The organism is Siculibacillus lacustris (assembly GCF_004328075.1).
Taxonomy (GTDB): domain Bacteria; phylum Pseudomonadota; class Alphaproteobacteria; order Rhizobiales; family Ancalomicrobiaceae; genus Siculibacillus; species Siculibacillus lacustris.
Genome location: NZ_SJFN01000008.1, coordinates 71553 through 94506, shown reverse-complemented (window position 1 = coordinate 94506; position 22954 = coordinate 71553). Strand labels below are relative to the sequence as shown.

Genomic DNA, 22954 nt, shown 5'->3' with positions numbered 1-22954 from the left:
CCTACGAAAGACGAAAATTCGTCACCGCCGAGGCCCGAACGCCGGGGTGCGTTGATCGACCGCAAGGACCGCGGCCATCGGGGTGTGGCATGGGATCGCACCATGACCGATGCTCCCTTGCCCCGCTTCCCCCGTCTCGTCGACCGTGTCCTCGGCCGACTGCCGACGTTGCCGCTCGATCTGGCGCTCCGCCGGTTCATCACCTCGCTCGCCGACCGCCATCCGTCGCTGTTCTCGCGACTCGGCGATCAGGCGGAAAAGCGCTTCCTGATCGATCCGGTCGACGTGTCCTTCGGCTTCCTGTTGCGCCCCGACCCGGCGATGCCGCGGCTGGAGGCGATCAAACGCGACGCCGACGGCACCATCGACGCCCAGTGGGACGCCCGCATCGCCGGGCCGCTCGCCGCGCTGGTCGGTATGGTGCACGGCGCGCTCGATGGCGACGCCCTGTTCTTCTCACGCGACATCGTCATCGAGGGCGACACCGAGGCGGTGCTGGGCTTGCGCAACGCCGTCGACGACGCCGAGCTCGATCTCGCCGGCGAGGTCGCGGCGATGACCGGCCCGGCCGCCGGCTTCGTCGCCGAAGTCATCCGCCGCGCCGCCCCGGTCGCCGAACGGCTGACCGGCGTCGCGCTCGTCCGCTCCGGAGGATTCGCCCCGTGAACGCCCCGCTCGCCAAAACCCGCCCCGAACTGGTCTGCCCGGCCGGCACCCCGGCCGCCTTCCGCACCGCGGTCGAGGCCGGGGCCGACGCCATCTACTGCGGCTTCCGCGACGAGACCAACGCCCGCAACTTCCCCGGCCTGAACTTCGATCGCAGCGAGCTCGCCCAGTCGATCCGCTTCGCCCACGACCACGGCACCAAGGTGTTGGTGGCGATCAACACCTTCCCGCGGGCCGGCGCCACGGCGCTGTGGCACAAGGCGGTGGCCGACGCCGAAGACGCCGGGGCGGACGCGGTGATCCTCGCCGATCTGGGTCTGGTCGCCCATGCCGCGGTCAAGCACCCGAACCTGCGCCGGCATCTGTCGGTGCAGGCGGCGGCGTCCAATCCCGATGCGATCCGCTTCTGGGTCGAGACCTTCGGCATCCGCCGGGTGGTGCTGCCGCGCATCCTCAGCGTCGCCGAGATCGCCGCGATCAACGCCGAGATCACCTGCGAGACCGAGGTCTTCGTGTTCGGCGGGCTGTGCGTGATGGCCGAGGGCCGCTGCTCGCTGTCGTCCCACGCCACCGGCAAGTCGCCCAACATGCAGGGCGTGTGCTCGCCGCCGTCGCACGTGGTCTACAAGGAAGAGGGCGACGATCTGGTCGCCAAGCTCGGCGCCTACACCATCGACCGCACCCCGAAGGGCGTCGCCGCGCCCTACCCGACCCTGTGCAAGGGTCGCTTCACCGCCGGCACCTATCAGGGCCACGTGTTCGAGGATCCGGTCAGTCTCGATGCGGCGATGCTGATCCCGCCGCTGGTCGACGCCGGCGTCACCGCCTTCAAGATCGAGGGCCGTCAGCGCAGCCGTGCCTATACCCAAGCGGTGGTCGCCGCCTTCCGCAAGGCGGTCGACGACCATCTCGCCGGCCGGCCGATCGCCGCCGACATGACCCGCCGTCTCGCCGAAGGCCAGACCACCACCGCCGGCGCCTACAAGAAGACCTGGAGATGACCGTGTCCGAGACCCGTCCCGCCCTCGTGCTCGGACCGCTGCTGTTCAACTGGCCGGTCGACAAATGGGCCGATTTCCTGGCCCGGATCGCCGACGAAGCCGACGTCGACCGCGTCCATGTCGGCGAAGTCGTGTGCTCCAAGCGCGAACCCTTCTATGCCGATCGCTTACCCGAAGTGATCGAGCGTCTGCAGCGCGGCGGCAAGACCGTGGTCGTCGACACCCTGGCCCTGGTGACCCTGAAGCGCGAGCGCGCGCTGGTCGCCGATCTCGCCGGGCTCGACGGCGTCGAGATCGAGATCAACGACTTCACGCCGCTGGCTTCGCTGCCCGCCGACCGGCGCTTCGCGGTGTCGCCGCTGGTCAACGTCTACGACGAGGGCACGCTCGGCTGGCTCGCCGCGCGCGGCGCGTGGTCGGTGTGCCTGCCGCCGGAACTGCCCTTCGCCTCGATCGCGACGATGGCCGCGGCCGGCACGGCGCTCGGCGTCGAGACCCAGATCTTCGCCTTCGGTCGCCTGCCGCTGGCGATCTCCGGCCGCTGCTACCACGCCCGCATCCAGGGACTGGCCAAGGACAGCTGCCGCTACGTCTGCGCCGAGGATCCCGACGGGCTCGACGTCGACACGCTCGACGGCGAAGCCTTCCTGGCGATCAACGGCGTCCAGACCCTCAGCCAGAGCTGCGTCGCCGCCCTCGACGAGGCCGAGCGGCTGATCGCCGCCGGCGTCGGTGCCTTCCGCCTGAGCCCCCAGGACTGCGACATGGTGGCGGTCGCCGCGGCCTTCCGGGCGCGGCTCGCCGGCACCATCGACGGGACTGAGGCGCGCGCGGCGATCGTCGCGGCCGGTTTGAAGCCGCCGCTCGGGGTGCCGATGATGAGCGGTTCGTGGCCGGCCACCGCCGGCGCACCGCGGGCCTGACCCTCTCTTCCCCGCACCGATCGTCGCCGCGGAGGGTTTCGCGGCGGCGGCGCTCCGCGTATAGGGGGCCTTCGGTCGAGCGGAAGGGGTCGGAATGGCGGTGGGACGGTATGCGGGGCTCGACGGGCTCCGAGGAACGGCGTCCTTCGCCGTGGTGATCCACCATTCGCTGCTGATGGGCACCGACATCGGCGGCCTCGCGGTGTTCCTGTTCTTCATCCTCTCCGGCTTCCTGATCACCGGCATCCTGCATCGCGCCCGGCTGGCGATCGAGGCGGGGCGCACCGCCGTCCGCGCGGCGCTGACCGACTTCTGGATACGCCGGGCGCTGCGGATCTTCCCCGCCTATTACCTGTGGCTCGGGGTGTTCGTGGTCCTCGACGTGACCTTCCGCGACGGGGCGATCGTGCCGGAACTGGGCTGGTACCTGACCTATACCCAGAACGTGCTGATCGGCTTCGTCACCCACGCCTGGGGCGACTTCACCCATGTGTGGAGCCTGGCGGTCGAGCAGCAGTATTACGTGTTCTTCGCGCCGCTGGTGGTGGTGGTGGCGGCGCGCCGCCACGCGGCGCTGATGGTCGCGACCATCGTGCTGTGTCTGGTGGCGATCCAGGGCCTCAACGCCATCGGCTTCGAGATGATCTCGCTCTACACCGCGCCGATCACCGGCTTCGTGTTCATGGGCGCCGGGGCGCTGATGACCCTGGAGCGCGAGCGCCTGCCGGCCCTGCTCGGCTCGCGGCCGGCGCTGGCGCTGGCCGGCGGGGGAATCGTCGCGCTCGCCGCCTATCCGGTGGCCGAGCGCACCGTCGGTTTCCATCTGCCCTATGCGGTGCTGGTCGCGGCGTCGGCGAGCGCCCTGTCGGTCGTCATGATCCATGTGCTCCAGCGCCCCGACGGGTTCACCGTGCGGATCCTCGAGACGCGGCCGCTGAAGTTCCTCGGCCTGATCTCCTACGGGCTCTACGTGGTGCATCTGCCGATCGGCGTCTTCGCCGAACGCTGGCTGCCGCTCGAGGCGTGGAGTCTGGCGAGCGGTCTGCCGCGCAATCTGATCGACTTCGCGGTGATGGCGCCCCTGTCGGTGGCGGTGGCCGCCGCGTCGTTCTTCCTGGTCGAAGCGAAGTTTCTGGCGCTCAAGGACCGGTTCGGCGCCGCGGGCTGACGCCCGAGCGCGAGAAGGGGCTTGCGCCGGAGCGTCGAGCCCGGTATTTCGGAAGGGTGTCCTCGGTCGCGCGGCCTGCGCGACGGGGCACGTGACGAACCATCGAGTCGTGAAGGCTCCATCCCGGATGATCGCGCGAGACGTTTCTCAGCCGACGATCGACGCGCCGCAGGGCGCCACGGGTTCGTTCGCCCTTCTCCTTTCCTCGCTTCTGCTGCTTACCGGCCCCTGAGCGCCGACGAGCTTCCCATGCGGGAAGCGGGCATTCAGGGGGACCCGACGTCAGACCGGCCACCGAACCCATCGGCGCCGAAGGTCGTGTTCCGACCCATGGAACCGCCGAGCGCCAGCGATCCCGAGGATACCCTTCCATGACCATCGTCCCGATTTCCGTACCGACCCCCGCCCGCGACCGCATCGTGATCTTCGACACCACCCTGCGCGACGGCGAACAGTCCGCCGGCGCCTCGATGACCTTCGACGAGAAGATCCAGGTCGCCGAGCTGCTCGACGCGATGGGCGTCGACGTGATCGAAGCCGGCTTCCCGATCGCCTCGGAAGGCGACTTCGAAGCGGTCTCGGAGATCGCCCGGCGCGTCAAGACGGCGATCCCCGCCGGCCTCGCCCGCGCCGCCTTCAAGGACATCGACCGCGCCGCCGACGCTCTGCGCCACGCCCGCGCCTTCCGCATTCACACCTTCATCTCCACCTCGCCGGTGCACATGAAGTACAAGCTGCAGATGGAGGCCGACGCGGTCCTGGAGAAGGTGATCGCCTCGGTGACCCGGGCGCGCAGCCACACCGACGACGTCGAATGGTCGGCCGAGGACGCCACCCGCACCGAGCCGGACTTCCTGGCGCGCTGCGTCGAGGCCGCGATCCGCGCCGGCGCGACCACCATCAACCTGCCCGACACGGTCGGCTACACCACGCCGGATGAATACTCGGCGATGTTCCGCTCGATCATCGAGCGGGTGCCGAACGCCGACAAGGCGGTGTTCTCGACCCATTGCCACAACGACCTGGGGATGGCGGTGGCCAATTCGCTGGCCGGGGTGATCGGCGGCGCCCGCCAGATCGAATGCACCGTCAACGGGCTCGGCGAGCGGGCCGGCAACGCGGCGCTGGAGGAGATCGTCATGGCGATCCGCACCCGCTCCGACGTGCTGCCCTTCACCACCGGCATCCGCACGCCGATGCTGACCCAGGCCTCCAAACTGGTGTCGACGGTGACCGGCTTCCCGGTCCAGTACAACAAGGCGATCGTCGGCAAGAACGCCTTCGCCCACGAGAGCGGCATCCATCAGGACGGCATGCTGAAGCACGTCGAGACCTACGAGATCATGCGGCCCGAGGACGTCGGGGTGCGCGAGACCAATCTGGTGATGGGCAAGCACTCCGGCCGCCATGCCTTCCGCGAGAAGCTGAAGGACCTCGGCTACGACCTGGGCGAGAACGCCCTGGAAGAGGCCTTCAACCGCATGAAGGCCTTGGCCGATCGCAAGAAGGTCGTCTACGACGAGGACATCGAGGCCCTGGTCGAGGACGAGATCACCTCCGCCGCCAAGGGCGTCAAGGTGATTGCCCTGACGGTCATCGCCGGCACCGGCGGACCGCAGAAGGCGATCATCACCATGGACGTCGGCGGCCAGCACATCACCAAGGAAGCCAACGGCACCGGGCCGATCGACGCCACCTTCAACGCCATCAAGGCGGTGGTGCCGCACGAGGCCAAGCTGCAGCTCTATCAGGTCCATGCGGTGACCGAAGGCACCGACGCCCAGGCGGAAGTCTCGGTGCGCCTGCAGGAGGGTGGTCAGGTCGCCACCGGCCGCGGCGCCGACGTCGACACGCTGGTGTCGTCGGCGCGCGCCTATGTGGCGGCGCTGAACAAGCTGTCGATCCGCCGTCAGAAGCTCGTCGAGGTCGGCGCCACGGAAGCTCCCGCGAGCTCGCCGATCGCCGTCGGCGAGCGGATCTGAGCCGTCGAAGCGACGGACGACGACGTCCGGACCGGCCCCCGGGGAGACCCCACGGGGGCCGGTCCGCGTTTTTCCCCAAGGGTTTGCGGCGGTTTTCCACGGGTCTGCCGGCGCCGCGAGATTTCTCGCCGCGCGGTGTTGCGTCTTCGGACGAGCCCCGCTATATGGAGGGCCTTCCCGGCGGGGCGGCCACGGTCGCCTCTCGCGAGAGGGCGCATAGCTCAGTTGGTAGAGCAGCTGACTCTTAATCAGCGGGTCACAGGTTCGAATCCTGTTGCGCCCACCATTCTCCCTCGGGAGAGACGAAAGCCGCCTTTCCGGGCGGCTTCTTCGTTTTCAGGACACCCCGCGGCCGGCGGGGCGAGACCCTCACCCCGGAGAGACGACGATGACCGACGTGCGCGACAGCAACGGAACCCTGCTCGCCGACGGCGATTCCGTGACGTTGATCAAGGATCTCAAGGTCAAGGGCACCTCGGTCACCCTGAAGCGCGGCACGCTGGTCAAGAACATCCGCCTGACCGACGACCCGGCGCAGATCGAATGCAACGCCGAGAAGGTCAAGGGTCTGGTGCTGCGCACCGAGTTCCTCAAGAAGGCCTGATCCGAGGGACCCGACCGCCGTCCGGTCGCCCGGACGACGGTCGAAGCTCCGATCAGAGGCCGAGCGCGGCGCGGACTTCCTTCTTGACCGCCTCGAAATCGGCGACGAAGGCCGGATCGGCGAACATCGCCGCGGCCATCGCCGAGCCGGCGCGCTTGCCGGCGACCAGATCGCCCGGATAATGCATGCCGCCGACGATCCGGCTCTCGGCATATTCGTCGACCCGCGCCCAGATCTCGGCGCGCTTCTCGGGCAACATGGACACCAGGATGATGCCTTCCATGGTGCCGCGGGTGGTGTGGCCGGAGGGATAGGACCCGCTCTTCGAGGCCTTGACCAGCGGCTTGATCTCGTCGGGGGCGGCGAGGAACGGACGAACCCGGCCGAAGAACGGCTTGGCCGGGTCGACCACCAGATCCTCGCTGTCGCCGACCCGGGCGAAGAAGCGATCGGTGAGCGGCAGCGCGGCGGCGGTGAACTTGTCGCCGAGGGTCTTGCCGAAGATCACCCACACGGTCTCGTCGGCGTCGTGCTGAGCGAGGGCGATGCGCTCGGGGCTCGCGGCCTTCTGCGCGGCGACCACGGCGGTGCGCTCGGCGAGATCGGCGGGGCTGCCGGCGACGATCGCAGGCGGCAGGAAGTTGCGGAGGTCGAGCTTCTCGGCCGTCAGATAGGGTGCATCGGCGGCGAAGGTCGGGGCTGCGACGGCGCAGAACAGGCCGGCGGCGAGGACGAGGCGGCGGGTGAGGGACATGGGTCGAACCTGTCTTGGAGAACGGTGACGGGGATGCGGCGAACGCATCGTCGCACACCAACACGGGTTCGATGACGATCGCATGTCGATTTCATGACGCCCGCCGTCCTCGGCGGCGAGACCCGCACGGGGCGCGGCCCTTGACCTCGTCGACCGGTGGGAGCATTCCCTGCCCTGCCCTTCGCCCGCCCGGGAACCCGCCGTCATGACCCTGCGCATCGTCTTCATGGGAACCCCCGATTTTGCGGTGCCGACGCTGCGGGCGCTGGTCGCGGCCGGGCATACGGTCGTCGCGGTCTACAGCCAGCCGCCGCGGCCGGCCGGGCGGGGGCTCGAGATGCGACCCTCGGCGGTCCACGCGGCGGCGGAGGCCTTCGGCCTGCCGGTGATGACCCCGACATCGCTGAAGGGCGACGAGGCGGCGGCGGCCTTCGGAACCCACGGTGCCGACGTCGCGGTGGTGGTGGCCTATGGCCTCCTATTGCCGCCGACGATCCTGGCGATCCCGCGATTCGGCTGCCTCAACCTGCACGGCTCGGCGCTGCCGCGTTGGCGCGGGGCGGCGCCGATCCAGCGGGCGATCATGGCCGGCGACGCCGAGACCGCGGTGGAAGTGATGCAGATGGAGGCGGGGCTCGACACCGGGCCGGTGGCGATGCGCGCGCCGACGCCGATCGGCGCCGACGAGACCACCGGCGATCTCCACGACCGCCTCGCCGATCTCGGCGCCGAATTGATGGTCGCGGCGCTGGCGGCGCTCGAGGACGGCAGCTTCGCGACCACGCCCCAGGCCGCCGAGGGCATCACCTATGCCCGCAAGATCGAGAAGGCCGAGGCGCGGATCGATTGGAGCCGGCCGGCGCGCGAGGTCCACGACACCATCCGCGGATTGTCGCCGATGCCCGGGGCGTGGTGCGAGGCGACGATCGGCGGCAAGGTCGAACGGCTCAAGCTGCTGCGCTCGACGCTGGCCGAAGGGGCGGGCGAGCCCGGCACGATTCTCGACGACCGGCTGGTGATCGCCTGCGGCACGGGGGCGCTGCGGCTGACCCAAGTCCAGCGGGCCGGCGGGCGGCCGATGGCGGCGGAGGTGTTCCGGCGCGGTGTCGGCCTGTCGACCGGCGCGAAGCTCGGCTGACGCCCATGCCGCGCTACCGCCTCCTGGTCGAGTACGACGGAACCCCCTATTGCGGCTGGCAGCGCCAGGCCAACGGACCGTCGGTGCAGGGCACGATCGAAACCGCCTTCCTGCGGCTGGAGGGCGGGCCGGTGACGCTCAAGGGCGCCGGACGTACCGACACCGGCGTCCATGCCACGGGCCAAGTGGCCCATGTCGACTTCCCGCGCGACTGGTCGGCCGACAAGCTGCGCGACGCCCTCAACGCCCATCTGAAGCCCCATCCGGTGGCGATCCTGGAGGTGGCGATCGTCGGCGAGGACTTCGACGCCCGGTTCTCGGCCAAGGCACGGCACTATCTCTACCGGATCGTCGACCGGCGGGCGCCGCTGGCGCTCGAGCAGAACCGCGCCTGGCACGTGCGCACCCGCCTCGACGAGGTGGCGATGCAGGCGGCGGCGCAGGTGTTGATCGGCCACCACGACTTCACCACCTTCCGCTCGACCCACTGCCAGTCGAAGAGCCCGATGAAGACCCTCGACCGGCTCGATGTCACACGAATCGGCGACACGGTGGAGATCCGCGCCTCGGCGCGCTCGTTCCTTCACAATCAGGTGCGATCGATGGTCGGGACGGTGAAGCTGGTCGGCGAGGGCAAATGGGACGTCGCCCGCGTCGTCGCGGCCCTCGACGCCCGCACCCGCGAGGCCTGCGGCGCGGTGGCGCCGGCGGCCGGACTGATCCTCACCAGAGTCGACTACTGACGGCCGCGGGCCGGGAAAGGAGAACCGCCTCGTGAGTCCGCCTCTCTCGGTGATGTTCGTCTGCCTCGGCAACATCTGTCGCTCGCCGCTCGCCGAAGGGGCGTTCCGGGCGGAAGCCGCGCGAATCGGGCTCCAGGTCCGGGTCGCCTCGGCGGGCATCGGGCCCTGGCACGTCGGCGAGCCGCCCGATCCGCGCTCGCAGGCGGTGGCGGCGCGGCACGGCGTCGACATTTCCGGCCAGCGCGGGCGGCAGGTGAAACCGGCCGACTTCCTGACCTTCGACCACATCGTCGCGCTCGATTGGCGCAACCTCACCGAGCTGAAGCAGATCCGCCCGAATCCCTCGACCGCGCTCTTGTCGATGTTGCTCGATCACGCTCCCGGCCGGGCCGGCGACGCCGTCGCCGATCCCTATTACAAGCCGGACGAGGCCTTCGAGATCACCTGGTCCGACGTGGTCGCCGGCACCCGGGGGCTGGCGGCGAAGCTGAAGGGCGAGGGGTGAGGCTCAGCGCGGCAGGCCCTTGGCGCGCTTGACGATCACGTCGCCGAGGCTCTCGACCCACAGGGCGCCGTCGACGGTGCGCTGGATCAGCACGTTGCGGCGGTCGACGGGGTCGCGGCGGCGGTCGACGATGCCCATCGCGCCCATGGTGTCGAGCGCCCGGGTGATCGCCGGCTTGGTCACCCCGAGCTTGGCGGCCAATCCGCGCACGGTGTGCGGCGGCGGCTCGAGATAGACGGTCAGGAGAATCGTCATCTGGCGCGCGGTGAGATCGGTCTCGCCGTCGCGGACGAGATCGAGCGTCACGTCGTGCCAGAGCTTCAGGGCCTGACTGGGTCGGATCTCGACCGGCATGGGGGTTCGCGGGTTCGTTTCGGAAGCGGAATAGTAGGCCCCGCCGTCGAGGGGCACAACGGCGGCGGGGTCGCGGTCGCGCGACGTGGTGAACGCCGTGGTCACGGCCCCTGGCGGCGCCGGCGGGCGGCGACTATATCCGGGCCTCGCCCCCCGGGCATCACGCCTGCCGCCGCTGCGGCGGCCCTCCCCTCCCCGACCGCCCCCGCGGTCCGATCCGGTCCCCGCCCATGGCGCTTCCCCCTTCCGACCTGCCGATCGAAGCGGTGCTGCCGGATCTCCTGGCGGCGCTGATCGCGCGGCCGCGGGCGGTGCTGATGGCGCCGCCCGGGGCCGGCAAGACGACGCGGGTGCCGCTCGCCCTGCTCGATGCGCCGTGGCGCGACGACGGGCGGATCATCGTGCTGGAGCCGCGACGGCTGGCGGCGCGCGCCGCGGCGGCGCGGATGGCGGCGACGCTGGGCGGCGAGGTCGGCGGGCTGGTCGGCCACCGGGTGCGGATGGACGCGCGGGTGTCGCGGGCGACCCGTATCGAAGTGGTCACCGAGGGGGTGTTCACCCGGATGATCCTCGAGGATCCGAGCCTCGACGGGGTCGCGGCGGTGCTGTTCGACGAATTCCACGAGCGCAGCCTCGATGCCGACCTCGGCCTCGCGCTGGCGATCGAGAGCCAGGGGGCGCTGCGCCCCGACCTCAGGCTGATCGTGATGTCGGCGACCCTCGACGGGGCGCGAGTCGCGAGCCTGCTCGGCGACGCCGCCGAGATCGTCTCGGAAGGGCGCTCGCACCCGGTCGTCACCCACTATCTGCCGCGGCGTCCCGACGGACGGCTGGAGGCCGACGTCGCGGCGGCGGTGCTCAAGGCGCTCGACGCCGACGCCGGCTCGGTGCTGGTGTTCCTGCCGGGACAGGCGGAGATTCGCCGGGCCGGCGAGGCGCTGGCCGGACGGGTCGGCGGCGACGTCGACGTGGTGGGCCTGCACGGCGGATTGACCCCGGCGGAGCAGGATCGGGCGCTGCGGCCGGCGCCGGCCGGGCGGCGCAAGGTGGTGCTGGCGACGGCGATCGCCGAGACCTCGCTGACCATCGAGGGCGTGCGGATCGTCGTCGACGCGGGGCTGTCGCGGGTGCCGCGCTACGAGCCCGACACCGGTCTGACTCGGCTCGAGACCATCCGCGTGTCGCGCGCCGCCGCCGATCAGCGCCGAGGCCGTGCCGGCCGCACCGAGCCGGGGGTGTGCTGGCGGCTGTGGTCGGAACCGCAGACCGCGGCGCTGGCGCCCTTCGACCGGCCGGAGATCCTGGAGAGCGATCTCGCCGGACTGGTCCTCGACCTCGCCGAATGGGGGGTGACCGCGCCCGACGGCCTCGCCTTCCTCGATCCGCCGCCCAAGCCCGCCTGGGACGAGGCGGTGGCGCTGCTCGCCGGCCTCGACGCACTCGATGCGACCGGCCGATTGACCGCGCAGGGCCGGGCGCTGCGGCGCCTGCCGCTGCATCCGCGTCTCGCCCACATGGTGGTGCGGGCGGCGGAGGGCGGCGCGGGGCGGCTCGCGGCGGAGATCGCGGCGATCGTCGCCGAACGCGGTCTCGGCGGCACCGAAGTCGACCTCGAGGAGCGGGTGCGGCGGTTCCGCTCCGACCGTTCGGGCCGGGCCGAGGAGGCGCGGCGGCTGGCGGCGCGCTGGGCCGATCTGGCGCCGCGCAGCTCGGGCGACGACTTCGCCGGCGGGCTCGCCGACTGCGGCCGTATCTTGGCATTGGCCTATCCCGACCGGATCGCCCAGGCGCGCGGCGCGCCCGGATCGTTCCGCCTCGCCAACGGCCGCGGCGGCCGGGTCGAGGCGCACGAGGGTCTGGCGCGGGCGCCGTTCCTGGCGGTCGCCGAGTTGCAAGGGGCGGCGCGCGAGGCGCGGATCCGGCTCGCCGCGCCCTTGACGCTTCTCGACCTCGAGACGGATTTCGCCGCCCACCTCGTCGAAGAGGACGAGATCCGCTTCGACGACGCGGCGGGCCGGGTCAAGGCGCGGCGGATCCGCCGTTACGAGCGGGTGGTTCTGTCGGAAAAGCCGATCGAACGGCCGGACGCGCAAGCCGTGTCGCGCGCCCTGATGGCGGCGGTGCGGGCGCGCGGGCTCGCGGTGCTGCCATGGAGCCGCGGCGCCCTGCGCTTGCGACAGCGGGTCGAATGGGTCCGCGCCCAGGGCGTCGAGGATCTGCCGGATCTCTCGGAGGCGGCGTTGCTCGCCTCGCTCGACGACTGGCTGTCGCCGCAGGTCGGCGGCGTCACGGCGATCGGCGACATTTCCGAGGGCGCGGTCGCGACGGGGCTCGCCGGGTTGGTCGACTGGGCGGCCGAGCGGCGGCTCGACGCGGCGGCGCCGTCGCACTTCACCGCGCCGACCGGCTCGAACGTGGCGATCGACTGGGAGGCCGAGGCCGGGCCGACCATCGCCGTGCGGGTCCAGGAACTCTACGGGCTCGACCGCCATCCGACGGTGTGCGGCGGCCGCGTGCCGCTGGTGGTCGAGCTGCTGTCGCCGGCCCATCGGCCGATCCAGGTGACCCGCGATCTGCCCGGCTTCTGGCGCGGCTCGTGGCGCGAGGTCAAGGCCGAGATGAAGGGCCGCTATCCGCGCCATCTGTGGCCCGACGACCCGGCGGCGGCGGCGCCGACCACCCGCGCCAAACCGCGCGGGACGTGATCGCGATCAGGCCTCGCGGTCGAGATGCGGACCGACGATTTCGCTGGTGTCGGCGCCGCGGACGACGGGCAGAATTTCGAAGGTCGCCCCGGTGCCGCGCCAGGACAGGACCCAGGACTGGAGCAGGCGCGGATCGTCGCATTCCATCAATTGGAAGCAGCCGGCGAAGTCGGCGCGCACCCAACTGTCGATGAAGGTCAGTCCCTCCGGCAGCGACCGCCCGGCGCCGCGCAGACGGCGATAGACCGGCACCATGTCGTTGTCGCGGAAGCGTTCGACCACCATGAACAGCATCGTCCCTTCCTCCATCGGCTGCGGTCGGAGATTCGACCGATGCCGCGCGAGGATCGTTCACGCCCCGGCGGCGGTCCAGTGGCGGCCATCGAGATCGACCACGAAGCGGTCGGGATGGCGCGCCCAGCCGGCGAGGCCGACCATCGCCGGATGGGAATGGACCACCACCGCGGTGGCGATCTCGGCGAGGCGGGCGCGGTGCGGCGCCTTGGCCTCGAAGGCGGCGCGGAAGATCCCGTCGGTGAGGAAGGGCAGATTCTTCGGCGAGATGCCGCCGCCGATGTAGACGCCGCCGCGCGGCAGCACGGTGAGCGCCAGATCGCCGGCGAGCCGCCCGAGCCCGGCGGCGAAGAGATGGAAGGCCTCGATCGCCGCGGCGTCGCCGGCACCCGCGGCGCGGCTGATCTCGGCGGCGGTGAGATCGGCGGGCGGGCGGCCGTCGCAGGCGAGAATCGCCCGGTGGAGATTCTCCAGGCCCTGACCGGACAGCACGCTCTCGCCGGTGATGCGCGGGCGGCTCAGCGCAGGCGGCACGCCGTCGTCGGGGACGGCGACGAGATGGGGCCAGATCGCCGCCTCGCGGGCGCTCTCGGGGGCCAGCGTGACGTGGCCGCCCTCGCCGGGGACCGGGATCCAGCGCCCCTCGGAATGGACCAGGATGCCGACGCCGAGGCCGGTGCCGGGGCCGACCACCGCCTTGGTGGCGTCGGGGCGTACGCTGCCGCCGCCGAGCGTCACCACGTCGGCCGGGCCGAGATGCGGCAGCGCCAGGGCCTGGGCCTCGAAGTCGTTGATCAGCACCACGCTGTCGAAGCCGAATTCGGCGATCAGACGCTTCGGTTCGATCACCCAGGGGCAGTTGGTGAGGGGTACACGGTCGCCGGTGATCGGCCCGGCGATGGCCATGATCGCGGTCTTCGGCCGCGGCCCGGGGGTGGCGAAGGCGGCGCGGCGGATCGCCTCGGCGACGCCTGCGGCCGAGGCCGTGGCGATCTGCGGCAGCAGGCGATAGTCGTCGGCCGGCGTCTCGATCAGGGCGAAGCGGGCGTTGGTGCCGCCGATGTCGGCGACGAGGACGGGGAAGGGAAAGGAAGCGAACACGCGGGCTGTCCTCGACGAAGTCCTGAGCGGGCGAGGCAGCTATAGCGCGTCTTCGCCGGGAAGGCGATCACCGCCCCGCGAGGAAACGCGGGCACGGCGTCGCGCGTTCCCGAGGCCCCGCGCGAGCGCGGCGGGATCCTTCCGCACCGACGCTCCGGGGCGGCAGGAAGTCCCGCGCGGTCCCGCACCGGGTGAACAAAAACCACGTGCGCGGCTGCGTCGACCGTGCCAATCTCCCGCCTCGACGGGGTACCGCCGGGGGGCGGCGCCCGCTCTTCGGGTTGCACTCAACCCCCAATACAAGGATCGTTCCGATGCGCAAGACGTCTCTCGGCCTGGCGGCTCTCGCCGCAGTCGTCGCGGTTCCGGCTCTCGCGGCCGACATCCAGCCGGCCGTCCTCTACGACCTCGGCGGCAAGTTCGACAAGTCGTTCAACGAAGCCGCCTTCAACGGCGCCGAGAAGTTCCACAAGGAGACCTCGGTCGAGTTCCGCGACTTCGAGATCCAGAACGACGCCCAGCGCGAACAGGCGCTGCGCAACTTCGCGCGCAAGGGCAACTCGCCGATCGTCGCCATCGGCTTCACCCAGGCGACGGCGATCGAGAAGGTCGCCAAGGAGTTCCCGGACCTCAAGTTCGCGATCGTCGACATGGTCGTCGATCTGCCCAACGTCCGCTCGATCGTGTTCAAGGAACAGGAAGGCTCCTATCTGGTCGGCGTGCTGGCCGCCCAGGCCTCCAAGTCGAAGAAGCTCGGCTTCGTCGGCGGCATGGACATCCCGCTGATCCGCAAGTTCTCCTGCGGCTACGTCGGCGGCGCCAAGTCGATCGATCCCAAGATCGAGGTGTTCCAGAACATGACCGGCACCACCGGCGCGGCCTGGAACGATCCGGTCAAGGGCGGTGAACTGGCCAAGTCGCAGATCGACCGCGGCGCCGACGTGATCTATCACGCGGCCGGCGGCACCGGCCTCGGCGTGCTGCAGGCCGCCGCGGACGCCGGCAAGCTCGGCATCGGCGTCGATTCCAACCAGAACCATCTGCATCCCGGCAAGGTCCTGACCTCGATGCTGAAGCGCGTCGACGTCGCGGTCTACGACGCCTTCGCCGACGCCAAGGCCGACAAGTGGACCGCCGGCGTCAAGGTGCTGGGCCTCAAGGAAGGCGGGGTCGGCTGGGCCGACGACGCCAACAACAAGGCCCTGGTGACCGCCGAGGCGCGCGCCGCGGTGGAGAAGGCGGCGGCCGACATCGTCTCCGGCAAGGTGGTGGTGCACGACTACATGGCCGACAAGGCCTGCCCCTACTGAGACCTCGCACGATCCGGCCTCGTCCCGCGGCATGCCGCCCGGGGCGGGGCCGGCGTCTCGTGACGTGTGGCCGGCGGCCGCGACCGGGTTCCCGAGCGAACCCGACGGTCGCGCCGCCGAACCGATGGGCCGTTCCATGCTCGAGAGCCTTCCGCGGTCGTCCGACCCGCGCCCGCCGGCGATCGAATTCGTCGGGATCGACAAGCGATTCGGCGCGGTGCACGCCAACCGCGACATCGATCTGACGATCCTCGCCGGGTCGATCCACGGGCTGGTGGGCGAGAACGGCGCCGGCAAGTCGACGCTGATGTCGATCCTCTACGGCTTCTATCAGGCCGATCGCGGCGAAATCCGCATCGACGGGAACCCGGCGGCGATCCGCTCCTCGGCCGACGCGATCCGCGCCGGCATCGGCATGGTCCATCAGCAGTTCATGCTGGTCGACACCATGACGGTGCTGGAGAACGTGCTGCTCGGTGCCGAAGGCTCGTTCCGGCTGCGCCCCGCCGAGCGACGGGCCCGCGCCGCGCTGGCCAAGCTCGCCAGCGACTACGAGCTGTGGGTCGATCCGGACGCGGTGGTCGGCGAATTGTCGGTCGGCGAACAGCAGCGGGTCGAGATCCTCAAGACGCTCTATCGCGGCGCCGAGATCCTGATCCTCGACGAGCCGACCGCGGTGCTGACCCCGGCCGAGGTCGATCATCTGTTCCGCATCCTCCGGCGCCTCCAGGGCGAGGGCAAGACGGTCGTCGTCATCACCCACAAGCTCAAGGAAATCAAGGCGGTGACCGACCGGGTGTCGGTCATGCGCAAGGGCGAGATCGTCGCCACCCTCGACACTGCCGACACCACCGTCGAGACGCTGGCCGAAGCGATGGTCGGCCGCCGGGTGTTGCTGCAGGTGTCGAAGGGACCGTCGGTGCCGGGCGCGGTCGAACTCGAGGTGGCGCGGCTGACGGTGCGCGACAAGCGCGGCCTGTCGCTGGTCGACGACGTTTCGTTCACGGTCCGGGCCGGCGAGATCGTCGGCATCGCCGGGGTCGCCGGCAACGGCCAGTCGGAGCTGCTCGAGGCGATCGCCGGGATCCGGCGCGCCGACGGCGGCTCGATCCGGCTCGGCGGGCGGGCGATCACCGCCCTCGACCCGGCCGAGATCCGCACCCTCGGCATCGCCCACATCCCCGAGGACCGCCACCGCATGGGCCTGGTCCTCAACTTCTCGGCGGAGGAGAACGTCATCCTCGGCTATCAGGACGATCCGGCGTGGTCGAGCGGCTGGCTCTACGACCGGACGGCGATCCGCGCGGCGGCGACCCGGGCCTTCGAGGACTTCGACGTGCGCCCGCCCGATCCCTTGCTGCGCACCGCGCTGTTCTCGGGCGGCAATCAGCAGAAGATCGTGGTCGCCCGCGAGATCGGCCGCGAACCGCGCCTACTGCTGGTCGGGCAACCGACCCGCGGCGTCGACATCGGGGCGATCGAGGCGATCCATCGCCGGCTGATCGATCTGCGCGACCGCGGCCGGGCGATCCTCCTGGTTTCGGCGGAACTCGACGAGATCCGCTCGCTCGCCGACCGGGTGTTGTGCATGTGTCAGGGGCGGATCACCGGCGAATGCCGGCCGGAGGCCAGCGAGACGGAGATCGGCATGCTGATGGCGGGACTGGGCGGCGACGGCACGGCGCGCGGAGGGCGGGCATGAGCGCACCTCATCGCGAACTGCCGCCGATCGTCGACTACGCGCTGCTGCCGCTGGTCAACGTCACCGTGGCCTTCCTGGTCTCCGGTCTGGTGGTGCTGGCGATCGGCGAGAACCCGATCGAGGCGGTGCGGATCATGATCGCCGGGGCGCTCGGCTATTCGGAAGGCATCGGCTTCACCCTCTATTACGCCACCGACTTCGTGTTCACCGGGCTCGCCGTGGCGATCGCCTTCCATGCCGGGCTGTTCAACATCGGCGCGGAGGGGCAGGCGACGATCGGCGGGCTCGGGGTGGCGCTGGTGTGCCTGACCTTCGACGGGGCGCCGTGGTGGCTGGTCGCGCCCTTCGCGATCGCCGCCTCGGCCCTGTTCGGCGCGGCCTGGGCGTATCTGCCGGCCTGGGCACAGGCGCGGCGCGGCAGCCACATCGTCATCACCACGATCATGTTCAATTATCTCGCCGCGACGCTGATGGTCTATCTGCTGGTCGAAGTGATGGGCAAACCCGGCGCGATGTCGCCGGAGACGCGGATGTTCGCCGAAGCGACCCGGCTGCCGTTCCTGCGCGACTTCCTGACGCCGTTCGGCATCGATCTCGGCCAGTCGCCGCTCAACCCGACCGTCTTCGTGGCGATGCTCGCCGCCTGGGGCGTGTGGCTGCTGATCTGGCGGACCAAGTTCGGCTACGAGTTGCGCACCGTCGGGCAGAACCCGTCGGCGGCGGTCTATGCCGGCATCGATCCGGGCGGCATCGTCATCGTGGTGATGTTGATCTCGGGGGCGCTGTCGGGGCTGTTGGCGGTCAACGAGGTGATGGGGACCCAGCATCGGCTGCTGCTCGAGTTCACCGCCGGGGCCGGCTTCGTCGGCATCGCCGTGGCCCTGATGGGCCGCAACCATCCGGTCGGGGTGGTGCTGGCGGCGCTGCTGTTCGGGATGCTCTACCAGGGCGGCGCCGAACTCGCCTTCGAGAAGCCGAAGATCAGCCGCGACATGATCGTGGTGATCCAGGCGCTGGTGATCCTGTTCGCCGGTGCGCTCGAGCACATGTTCCGTCCGACGCTGGCGCGAATCTTCGCGTCCGCGCCGCGCGACGACCGCTGAGGAGGGGCCGATGGACATCGCCGCCGTCGTCGACGTCGCCGCCCCGGTGCTCGGATCGGGCATCCGCCTGTCGGTGCCGCTGTTGTTCTGCTGTCTCGCCGGCCTGTGGTCGGAACGCTCGGGAATCGTCGACATCGGCCTCGAAGGCAAGATGCTGGCCGCCGCCTTCGCCTCCGGGGTGGCCGCGGCGCAGTGGCACTCGCCCTGGGCGGGACTGGCGGTCGGCATCCTGGTGTCGGTGGCCTTCGCGCTGGTGCACGGCTATGCCTCGATCAGCCAGCGCGGCAATCAGGTGGTCTCGGGGGTGGCGATCAACTTCCTCGCCGCCGGACTGACCGTGTTGCTCGGGCAGGTGTGGTACGGCCAGGGCGGGCGCACGCCGCAGCTCGAAGCCCCCGAGCGCTTCCTTTCCCTCGAGGGCGATTTCGGCATCGGCCGACTGCTCGGTGCCGGCACCCCGCAGGCCCATCTGTGGAGCGACGTGATCGCCGGCCACAATCTCCTGGTCTATGCCGCCTTCCTGGCGGTGCCGCTGACTTGGGTCCTCCTGTGGCGGACCAGCTTCGGGCTGCGCCTGCGGGCGGTCGGCGACAATCCGCACGCCGTCGATACCGCCGGCGTCTCGGTGGCCGGTCTGCGCTACCGCGCGGTGATCGTCTGCGGCATTCTCTGCGGCTTCGCCGGGACCTATCTGGCGGTCGCCCAGTCGGCCGGCTTCGTGCGCGACATGACCGCCGGCAAGGGCTTCATCGCGCTGGCCGCCCTGGTCTTCGCCAAGTGGCGGCCGTTCAACGCGATGGGCGCCTGCCTGCTGTTCGGCCTGCTCGACGCCGCGGCGATCCGCCTGCAGGGCACGCCGCTGCCGGGAATCGGCACGGTTCCGGTACAAGTCTTCCAGGCTCTGCCCTATATCTTGACCGTGGTGCTGCTCGCCGGCTTCATCGGACGCGCGACGCCGCCCAAGGCGTCGGGTGTGCCCTATACCAAGGACCGCTGAGCGATTGGAACCGACCCCATGACCCATCACACCATCGCCCTCGACACCCTGTTCGAAGCCGCCGCCGACGTACGGGTGCGGGCGCACGCCCCCTATTCGGGCTTCTTCGTCGGCGCTGCGGTGGTCGACGGCGAGGGCCGCATCCACGTCGGCTGCAACGTCGAGAACGCCGCCTATCCGGAAGGGGTCTGCGCCGAGGCCGGGGCGATCTCGGCGATGGTGGCGGCCGGCGGGCGCCACATCCTGGCGGTGGCGGTGGTCGGCGGCCCGGCCGAGGGCGACCTCGTGGTCTGCCCGCCGTGCGGCGGCTGTCGCCAGAAGATCCGCGAATTCGCCCGCGCCGAGACCACCGTCCATCTCAAGGACGCCGCCGGCGCGGTGACCAGCCTACGGCTCGAAGACCTCCTGCCGATCTCCTTCGGCCCGGAACATCTGTGAGGATCGATGCAGCCCCATGATCTCGCCGCTCGCATCGCCGGGCGGGCGCCCGGCCTTTCGGCGAAGACCGCCATCGTCCTCGGGTCCGGCCTCGGCGGCCTCGCCGACGAGATCGCCGACGCGGTCCGCATTCCTTACGCCGACCTGCCCGGATTTCCCGCTTCCGGCGTGTCGTCGCATCGCGGCGAAGTGGTGCTCGGCCGGCTCGCCGGGCGGGCGGTGATGGTCCTGTCGGGCCGCGCCCACACTTACGAGCACGGCGACGCGCGGGCGATGGCGGTGCCGATCGCCACCCTGGCGGCGGCGGGCGTCGAGACGCTGATCCTGACCAATGCCGCCGGGTCGCTGCTCGCCGACGTCGCCCCGGGCCAGCCGATGCTGATCACCGACCACATCGCCGGGGCCGGACCCAATCCGCTGATCGGGGTCGGCGGTGACGACCGCTTCGTGTCGATGGTCGACGCCTATGATCCGGCGCTGCGGGCACTGGCGCGCAAGGTCGCCAAGGAGGCGAAGATCCCGCTCGCCGAAGGCGTCTACATGTGGTTCACCGGGCCGAGTTTCGAGACGCCGGCGGAGATCCGCATGGCGCGCGTGCTCGGCGCCGACGCGGTCGGCATGTCGACGGTGCCCGAGGTGATCCTCGCCCGTCACGCCGGGCTGAAGGTGCTGGCGCTGTCGATGATCACCAACCACGGCGCCGGCATGACCGGGCGGCCCTTGTCGCACGACGAGACCAAGAGCGTGGCGGCGGAAGGCGCGGCGCGCTTCCGCCGCCTCGTCGCCGGCATCGTCGCCGAGCTCGCGGCGTGACGACCGCGCGATGCGGCGGGCCGGCGCTCCGCCACGATACTTCGCCGGCGAATTTTCTTCCTCGCACTCGAAAGGACCGCCCATGCTGCCGCAGGAACTGATCCGCCGCAAACGCGACGGCGGCCGGCTGGCCCGCGACGAGATCGCCGCGCTGGTCGAGGGCCTGACCTCGGGCGCGGTCGGCGAGGGCCAGATCGCCGCCTTCGCCATGGCGGTGTTCTTCCGCGGCCTCGATCTCGACGAGCGGGTGGCGCTGACCCTGGCGATGCGCGATTCCGGCACGGTGCTCGCCTGGGATCTGCCCGGCCCGGCGCTCGACAAACATTCGACCGGCGGGGTCGGCGACGACGTGTCGCTGATCCTCGCGCCGATGGTGGCGGCCTGCGGCGGCTATGTGCCGATGATCTCGGGGCGCGGCCTCGGCCACACCGGCGGCACGCTGGACAAACTCGACGCGGTGCCCGGCTATCGCACCACGCCCGACAACGATCTGTTCCGCCGCGTCGTCCGCGAAGTCGGCTGCGCGATCATCGGCCAGACCGCCGATCTGGCGCCCGCCGACAAGCGCTTCTACGCGATCCGCGACGTCACCGGGACGGTCGAGAGCCTCGACCTGATCACCGCCTCGATCCTGTCGAAGAAGCTCGCCGCCGGGCTCGACGGGCTGGTGCTCGACGTCAAATGGGGCAGCGGCGCCTTCATGGCGACGCTCGAGGCGGCGATCGCCCTGGCCGAGAGCCTGACCGGGGTGGCGATCGGCGCCGGTCTGCCGTCGCGCGCCCTGGTCACCGACATGAACGAGCCCTTGGCGCCCTTCGCCGGCAATGCCCTCGAGGTGCGCCATTCGGTCGATCTGCTGGCCCGACGGCGGCGGGACCCGCGCATCGAAGCGGTGACCGTCGAACTCGGCGCCGAGATGCTGATGGTCGGTGGTCTCGCCGCCTCGCTCGACGAGGCGCGGGCGAAGCTGGTCGCCACCCTCGACGACGGCCGCGCCGCCGCTACCTTCGGGCGGATGATCGCCGCGCTGGGCGGCCCGTCCGATCTCGTCGAACGGCCCGAGGCCCATCTGGCGGTGGCGCCGGTGATCCGCGACGTGGTCGCACCCGGCGACGGCGCGGTCACGGCGATCGACACGCGGGCGATCGGCGTCGCGGTGGTCGAACTCGGCGGTGGCCGGGTCGCCGCCGCCGATCCGATCGATCCGGCGGTCGGCTTCGCCGATCTCGCCGGCCTCGGCGCGCGCGTCGGGCCGGGGCGGCCGCTCGGCCGGGTCCATGCCGCCGACGAGGCGGCGGCCGACCGAGCTGCGGCGCGGCTGATCGCCGCCTACCGTTTCGGCGCCACCGCCGAGCCGGGCCTTCCGGCGATCGCCGCGCGCATTCCCGGCTGAACCGGGTCGACTTCGAGAGGACTGCCCATGCCCCGCGCCATCCTGATCGTCCTCGATTCCTTCGGCATCGGCGCCGCCGCCGACGCCGAGCGCTTCGGCGATGTCGGATCCGACACCTTCGGCCACATCGCCGCGGCCTGCGCCGACGGCCGCGGCGACCGCGCGGGCCTGCGCGCCGGGCCCTTGATGCTGCCCAATCTCGCCAGGCTCGGGCTGGGGCGCGCTGCGGCCGCGGCGAGCGGGCGGGTGCCGGCGATCGCCCCGGCGGCGACGCTGACCGGGGCCGCCGGTCACGGCGTCGAGCGCTCGCGCGGCAAGGACACGCCGTCGGGCCATTGGGAGTTGATGGGCGTGCCGGTCGATTTCGACTGGCACTATTTCCCGCAGCGCCATCCGTGCTTTCCGCCGGAGCTGGTGGCCGCGTTGATCGCCGAGGGCGATCTGCCGGGGATCCTCGGCGACGAACCGGCCTCGGGCACCGAGATCATCGCCCGGCTCGGCCTCGAACACATCCGCACCGGCCGGCCGATCCTCTACACCTCCGCCGACAGCGTGCTGCAGATCGCCGCCCATACCGAGCATTTCGGGCTCGAGCGGCTCTACCGGCTGTGCGAGATCGCCCGGCGGCTGGTCGATCCGCTGGGGGTCGGACGGGTGATCGCCCGGCCCTTCGACGGCACCTCGCCGGAGACCTTCAAGCGCACCGCCGATCGCCGCGACTACGCCGTGCCCCCGCCCGAGCCGACGCTGCTCGACCGGGCGCAGGCGGCGGGGCGCGAGGTGGTGGCGATCGGCAAGGTCTCCGACATCTTCGCCGGCCGCGGCGTGACGCGGAAGGTCAAGGCGTCGGGCAATGCCGCAATCTTCGCGGCGACGATTCAAGCTCTCGACACCGCCGCCGACGGCGCGCTGATCGTCACCAACTTCGTCGATTTCGACATGGAATACGGCCATCGCCGCGACGTCGCCGGCTATGCCGCGGCGCTCGAGGCCTTCGATCGCGGCCTGCCGGAGATCGAGGCGCGGCTCAGGCCCGACGATCTGGCGATCGCCACCGCCGACCACGGCTGCGATCCGACCTGGCCGGGCAGCGACCACACCCGCGAATTCGTGCCGATCCTGGCCTTCGGGCCGCAGGTGGTGCCCGGCGATCTCGGGGCGCGGGCCTTCGCCGACGTCGCCGAGACCTTCGCCGCCCATCTCGGACTGGCGCTCGGGGTCCATGGTCGACCGATGTTCCGATCGACGCCGGCGTAGCGC

Annotated in this window: 22 protein-coding genes and 1 tRNA gene; 19 read left to right on the top strand and 4 right to left on the bottom strand. The window is 71.1% G+C overall.

What is annotated here, in order from left to right:
- The first annotated feature begins 102 nt into the window (after positions 1 to 102).
- The 7 genes from ubiT (at position 103) to EYW49_RS07115 (ending at position 6344) form a co-directional block, all read left to right on the top strand.
- Entirely contained in the window at positions 103 to 666 is a 564-nt protein-coding gene (ubiT, locus tag EYW49_RS07145; RefSeq protein WP_131307652.1) for a ubiquinone anaerobic biosynthesis accessory factor UbiT, read from the top strand.
- Positions 663 to 1667 (top strand): ubiquinone anaerobic biosynthesis protein UbiU, encoded by a 1005-nt coding sequence (ubiU, locus tag EYW49_RS07140; RefSeq protein WP_131307650.1) that lies wholly within the window; start codon positions 663 to 665, stop codon positions 1665 to 1667. The genes ubiT and ubiU overlap by 4 nt, the downstream gene beginning before the upstream one ends.
- The gene (gene ubiV / locus EYW49_RS07135) at positions 1664 to 2590 is read left to right on the top strand and encodes a ubiquinone anaerobic biosynthesis protein UbiV (RefSeq protein ID WP_131307648.1); all 927 of its coding nucleotides are present in this window, start codon (positions 1664 to 1666) and stop codon (positions 2588 to 2590) included. Before ubiU ends, ubiV begins: the two co-directional genes overlap by 4 nt.
- 94 nt (positions 2591 to 2684) lie before the next feature.
- Positions 2685 to 3758: an acyltransferase family protein gene (locus EYW49_RS07130; protein ID WP_131307646.1), complete on the top strand. Its 1074-nt coding sequence runs from the start codon at positions 2685 to 2687 to the stop codon at positions 3756 to 3758.
- 371 nt (positions 3759 to 4129) lie between these two features.
- Positions 4130 to 5740, top strand: coding sequence for a 2-isopropylmalate synthase (locus EYW49_RS07125; protein ID WP_131307644.1), 1611 nt, complete (start codon positions 4130 to 4132; stop codon positions 5738 to 5740).
- 210 nt (positions 5741 to 5950) lie between these two features.
- Positions 5951 to 6026, top strand: a tRNA-Lys gene (locus EYW49_RS07120).
- A 102-nt stretch (positions 6027 to 6128) separates the two neighbouring features.
- A complete protein-coding gene (locus EYW49_RS07115; protein WP_131307642.1) occupies positions 6129 to 6344 on the top strand; it encodes an alkylphosphonate utilization protein in 216 nt (71 codons plus the stop codon).
- A gap of 52 nt (positions 6345 to 6396) precedes the next feature.
- Here EYW49_RS07115 and EYW49_RS07110 read toward each other — a convergent pair whose 3' ends face one another.
- The gene (locus EYW49_RS07110) at positions 6397 to 7098 is read right to left on the bottom strand and encodes an acid phosphatase (protein WP_131307640.1); all 702 of its coding nucleotides are present in this window, start codon (positions 7096 to 7098) and stop codon (positions 6397 to 6399) included.
- Between the two features lie 211 nt (positions 7099 to 7309).
- Here EYW49_RS07110 and fmt point away from each other — a divergent pair, with 211 nt between their 5' ends.
- Genes fmt through EYW49_RS07095 form a run of 3 tightly spaced genes read left to right on the top strand, consistent with a single transcriptional unit; the run spans position 7310 to position 9484 of the window.
- Complete coding sequence (fmt, locus tag EYW49_RS07105) at positions 7310 to 8236, top strand: methionyl-tRNA formyltransferase (protein WP_206365416.1); 927 nt, start codon at positions 7310 to 7312, stop codon at positions 8234 to 8236.
- A gap of 5 nt (positions 8237 to 8241) precedes the next feature.
- Positions 8242 to 8979 carry a tRNA pseudouridine(38-40) synthase TruA gene (truA, locus tag EYW49_RS07100; protein WP_131307636.1) on the top strand — a complete coding sequence of 246 codons (738 nt, stop codon included), beginning with the start codon at positions 8242 to 8244 and terminating at the stop codon, positions 8977 to 8979.
- A 52-nt stretch (positions 8980 to 9031) separates the two neighbouring features.
- Positions 9032 to 9484, top strand: a complete 453-nt coding sequence (locus tag EYW49_RS07095; RefSeq protein WP_206365415.1) for a low molecular weight protein-tyrosine-phosphatase — start codon at positions 9032 to 9034, stop codon at positions 9482 to 9484.
- A 3-nt stretch (positions 9485 to 9487) separates the two neighbouring features.
- Here the strand turns inward: EYW49_RS07095 and EYW49_RS07090 are convergent, their stop codons facing one another.
- Positions 9488 to 9838 (bottom strand): MarR family winged helix-turn-helix transcriptional regulator, encoded by a 351-nt coding sequence (locus EYW49_RS07090; protein ID WP_131307632.1) that lies wholly within the window; start codon positions 9836 to 9838, stop codon positions 9488 to 9490.
- 230 nt (positions 9839 to 10068) lie between these two features.
- Here EYW49_RS07090 and hrpB point away from each other — a divergent pair, with 230 nt between their 5' ends.
- Positions 10069 to 12543, top strand: a complete 2475-nt coding sequence (gene hrpB, locus EYW49_RS07085) for an ATP-dependent helicase HrpB (RefSeq protein ID WP_206365410.1) — start codon at positions 10069 to 10071, stop codon at positions 12541 to 12543.
- A gap of 6 nt (positions 12544 to 12549) precedes the next feature.
- On the opposite strand, the gene EYW49_RS07080 is transcribed toward hrpB, so the two are convergent.
- Together EYW49_RS07080 and EYW49_RS07075 are read right to left on the bottom strand one after the other, a co-directional pair.
- The gene (locus tag EYW49_RS07080; RefSeq protein WP_131307627.1) at positions 12550 to 12837 is read right to left on the bottom strand and encodes a DUF3303 domain-containing protein; all 288 of its coding nucleotides are present in this window, start codon (positions 12835 to 12837) and stop codon (positions 12550 to 12552) included.
- A gap of 57 nt (positions 12838 to 12894) precedes the next feature.
- Positions 12895 to 13938 carry a glucokinase gene (locus EYW49_RS07075; protein WP_131307625.1) on the bottom strand — a complete coding sequence of 348 codons (1044 nt, stop codon included), beginning with the start codon at positions 13936 to 13938 and terminating at the stop codon, positions 12895 to 12897.
- 314 nt (positions 13939 to 14252) lie between these two features.
- Between EYW49_RS07075 and EYW49_RS07070 the strand changes: the two genes are divergently transcribed.
- The 8 genes from EYW49_RS07070 (at position 14253) to EYW49_RS07035 (ending at position 22951) form a co-directional block, all read left to right on the top strand.
- Positions 14253 to 15248 carry a BMP family lipoprotein gene (locus tag EYW49_RS07070; RefSeq protein ID WP_131307623.1) on the top strand — a complete coding sequence of 332 codons (996 nt, stop codon included), beginning with the start codon at positions 14253 to 14255 and terminating at the stop codon, positions 15246 to 15248.
- A gap of 136 nt (positions 15249 to 15384) precedes the next feature.
- Complete coding sequence (locus EYW49_RS07065) at positions 15385 to 16950, top strand: ABC transporter ATP-binding protein (protein WP_131307621.1); 1566 nt, start codon at positions 15385 to 15387, stop codon at positions 16948 to 16950.
- Positions 16947 to 18053 carry an ABC transporter permease gene (locus EYW49_RS07060; protein ID WP_131307619.1) on the top strand — a complete coding sequence of 369 codons (1107 nt, stop codon included), beginning with the start codon at positions 16947 to 16949 and terminating at the stop codon, positions 18051 to 18053. The genes EYW49_RS07065 and EYW49_RS07060 overlap by 4 nt, the downstream gene beginning before the upstream one ends.
- Positions 18054 to 18063: 10 nt before the next feature.
- Positions 18064 to 19050, top strand: coding sequence for an ABC transporter permease (locus tag EYW49_RS07055; protein ID WP_131307617.1), 987 nt, complete (start codon positions 18064 to 18066; stop codon positions 19048 to 19050).
- Positions 19051 to 19068: 18 nt separating this feature from the next.
- Positions 19069 to 19488 (top strand): cytidine deaminase, encoded by a 420-nt coding sequence (locus tag EYW49_RS07050; protein ID WP_131307615.1) that lies wholly within the window; start codon positions 19069 to 19071, stop codon positions 19486 to 19488.
- A 6-nt stretch (positions 19489 to 19494) separates the two neighbouring features.
- Positions 19495 to 20301 (top strand): purine-nucleoside phosphorylase, encoded by an 807-nt coding sequence (locus EYW49_RS07045; RefSeq protein ID WP_131307613.1) that lies wholly within the window; start codon positions 19495 to 19497, stop codon positions 20299 to 20301.
- A gap of 82 nt (positions 20302 to 20383) precedes the next feature.
- The gene (gene deoA, locus EYW49_RS07040; protein WP_131307611.1) at positions 20384 to 21694 is read left to right on the top strand and encodes a thymidine phosphorylase; all 1311 of its coding nucleotides are present in this window, start codon (positions 20384 to 20386) and stop codon (positions 21692 to 21694) included.
- 27 nt (positions 21695 to 21721) lie between these two features.
- A complete protein-coding gene (locus EYW49_RS07035; protein ID WP_131307609.1) occupies positions 21722 to 22951 on the top strand; it encodes a phosphopentomutase in 1230 nt (409 codons plus the stop codon).
- Positions 22952 to 22954: the final 3 nt, after the last annotated feature.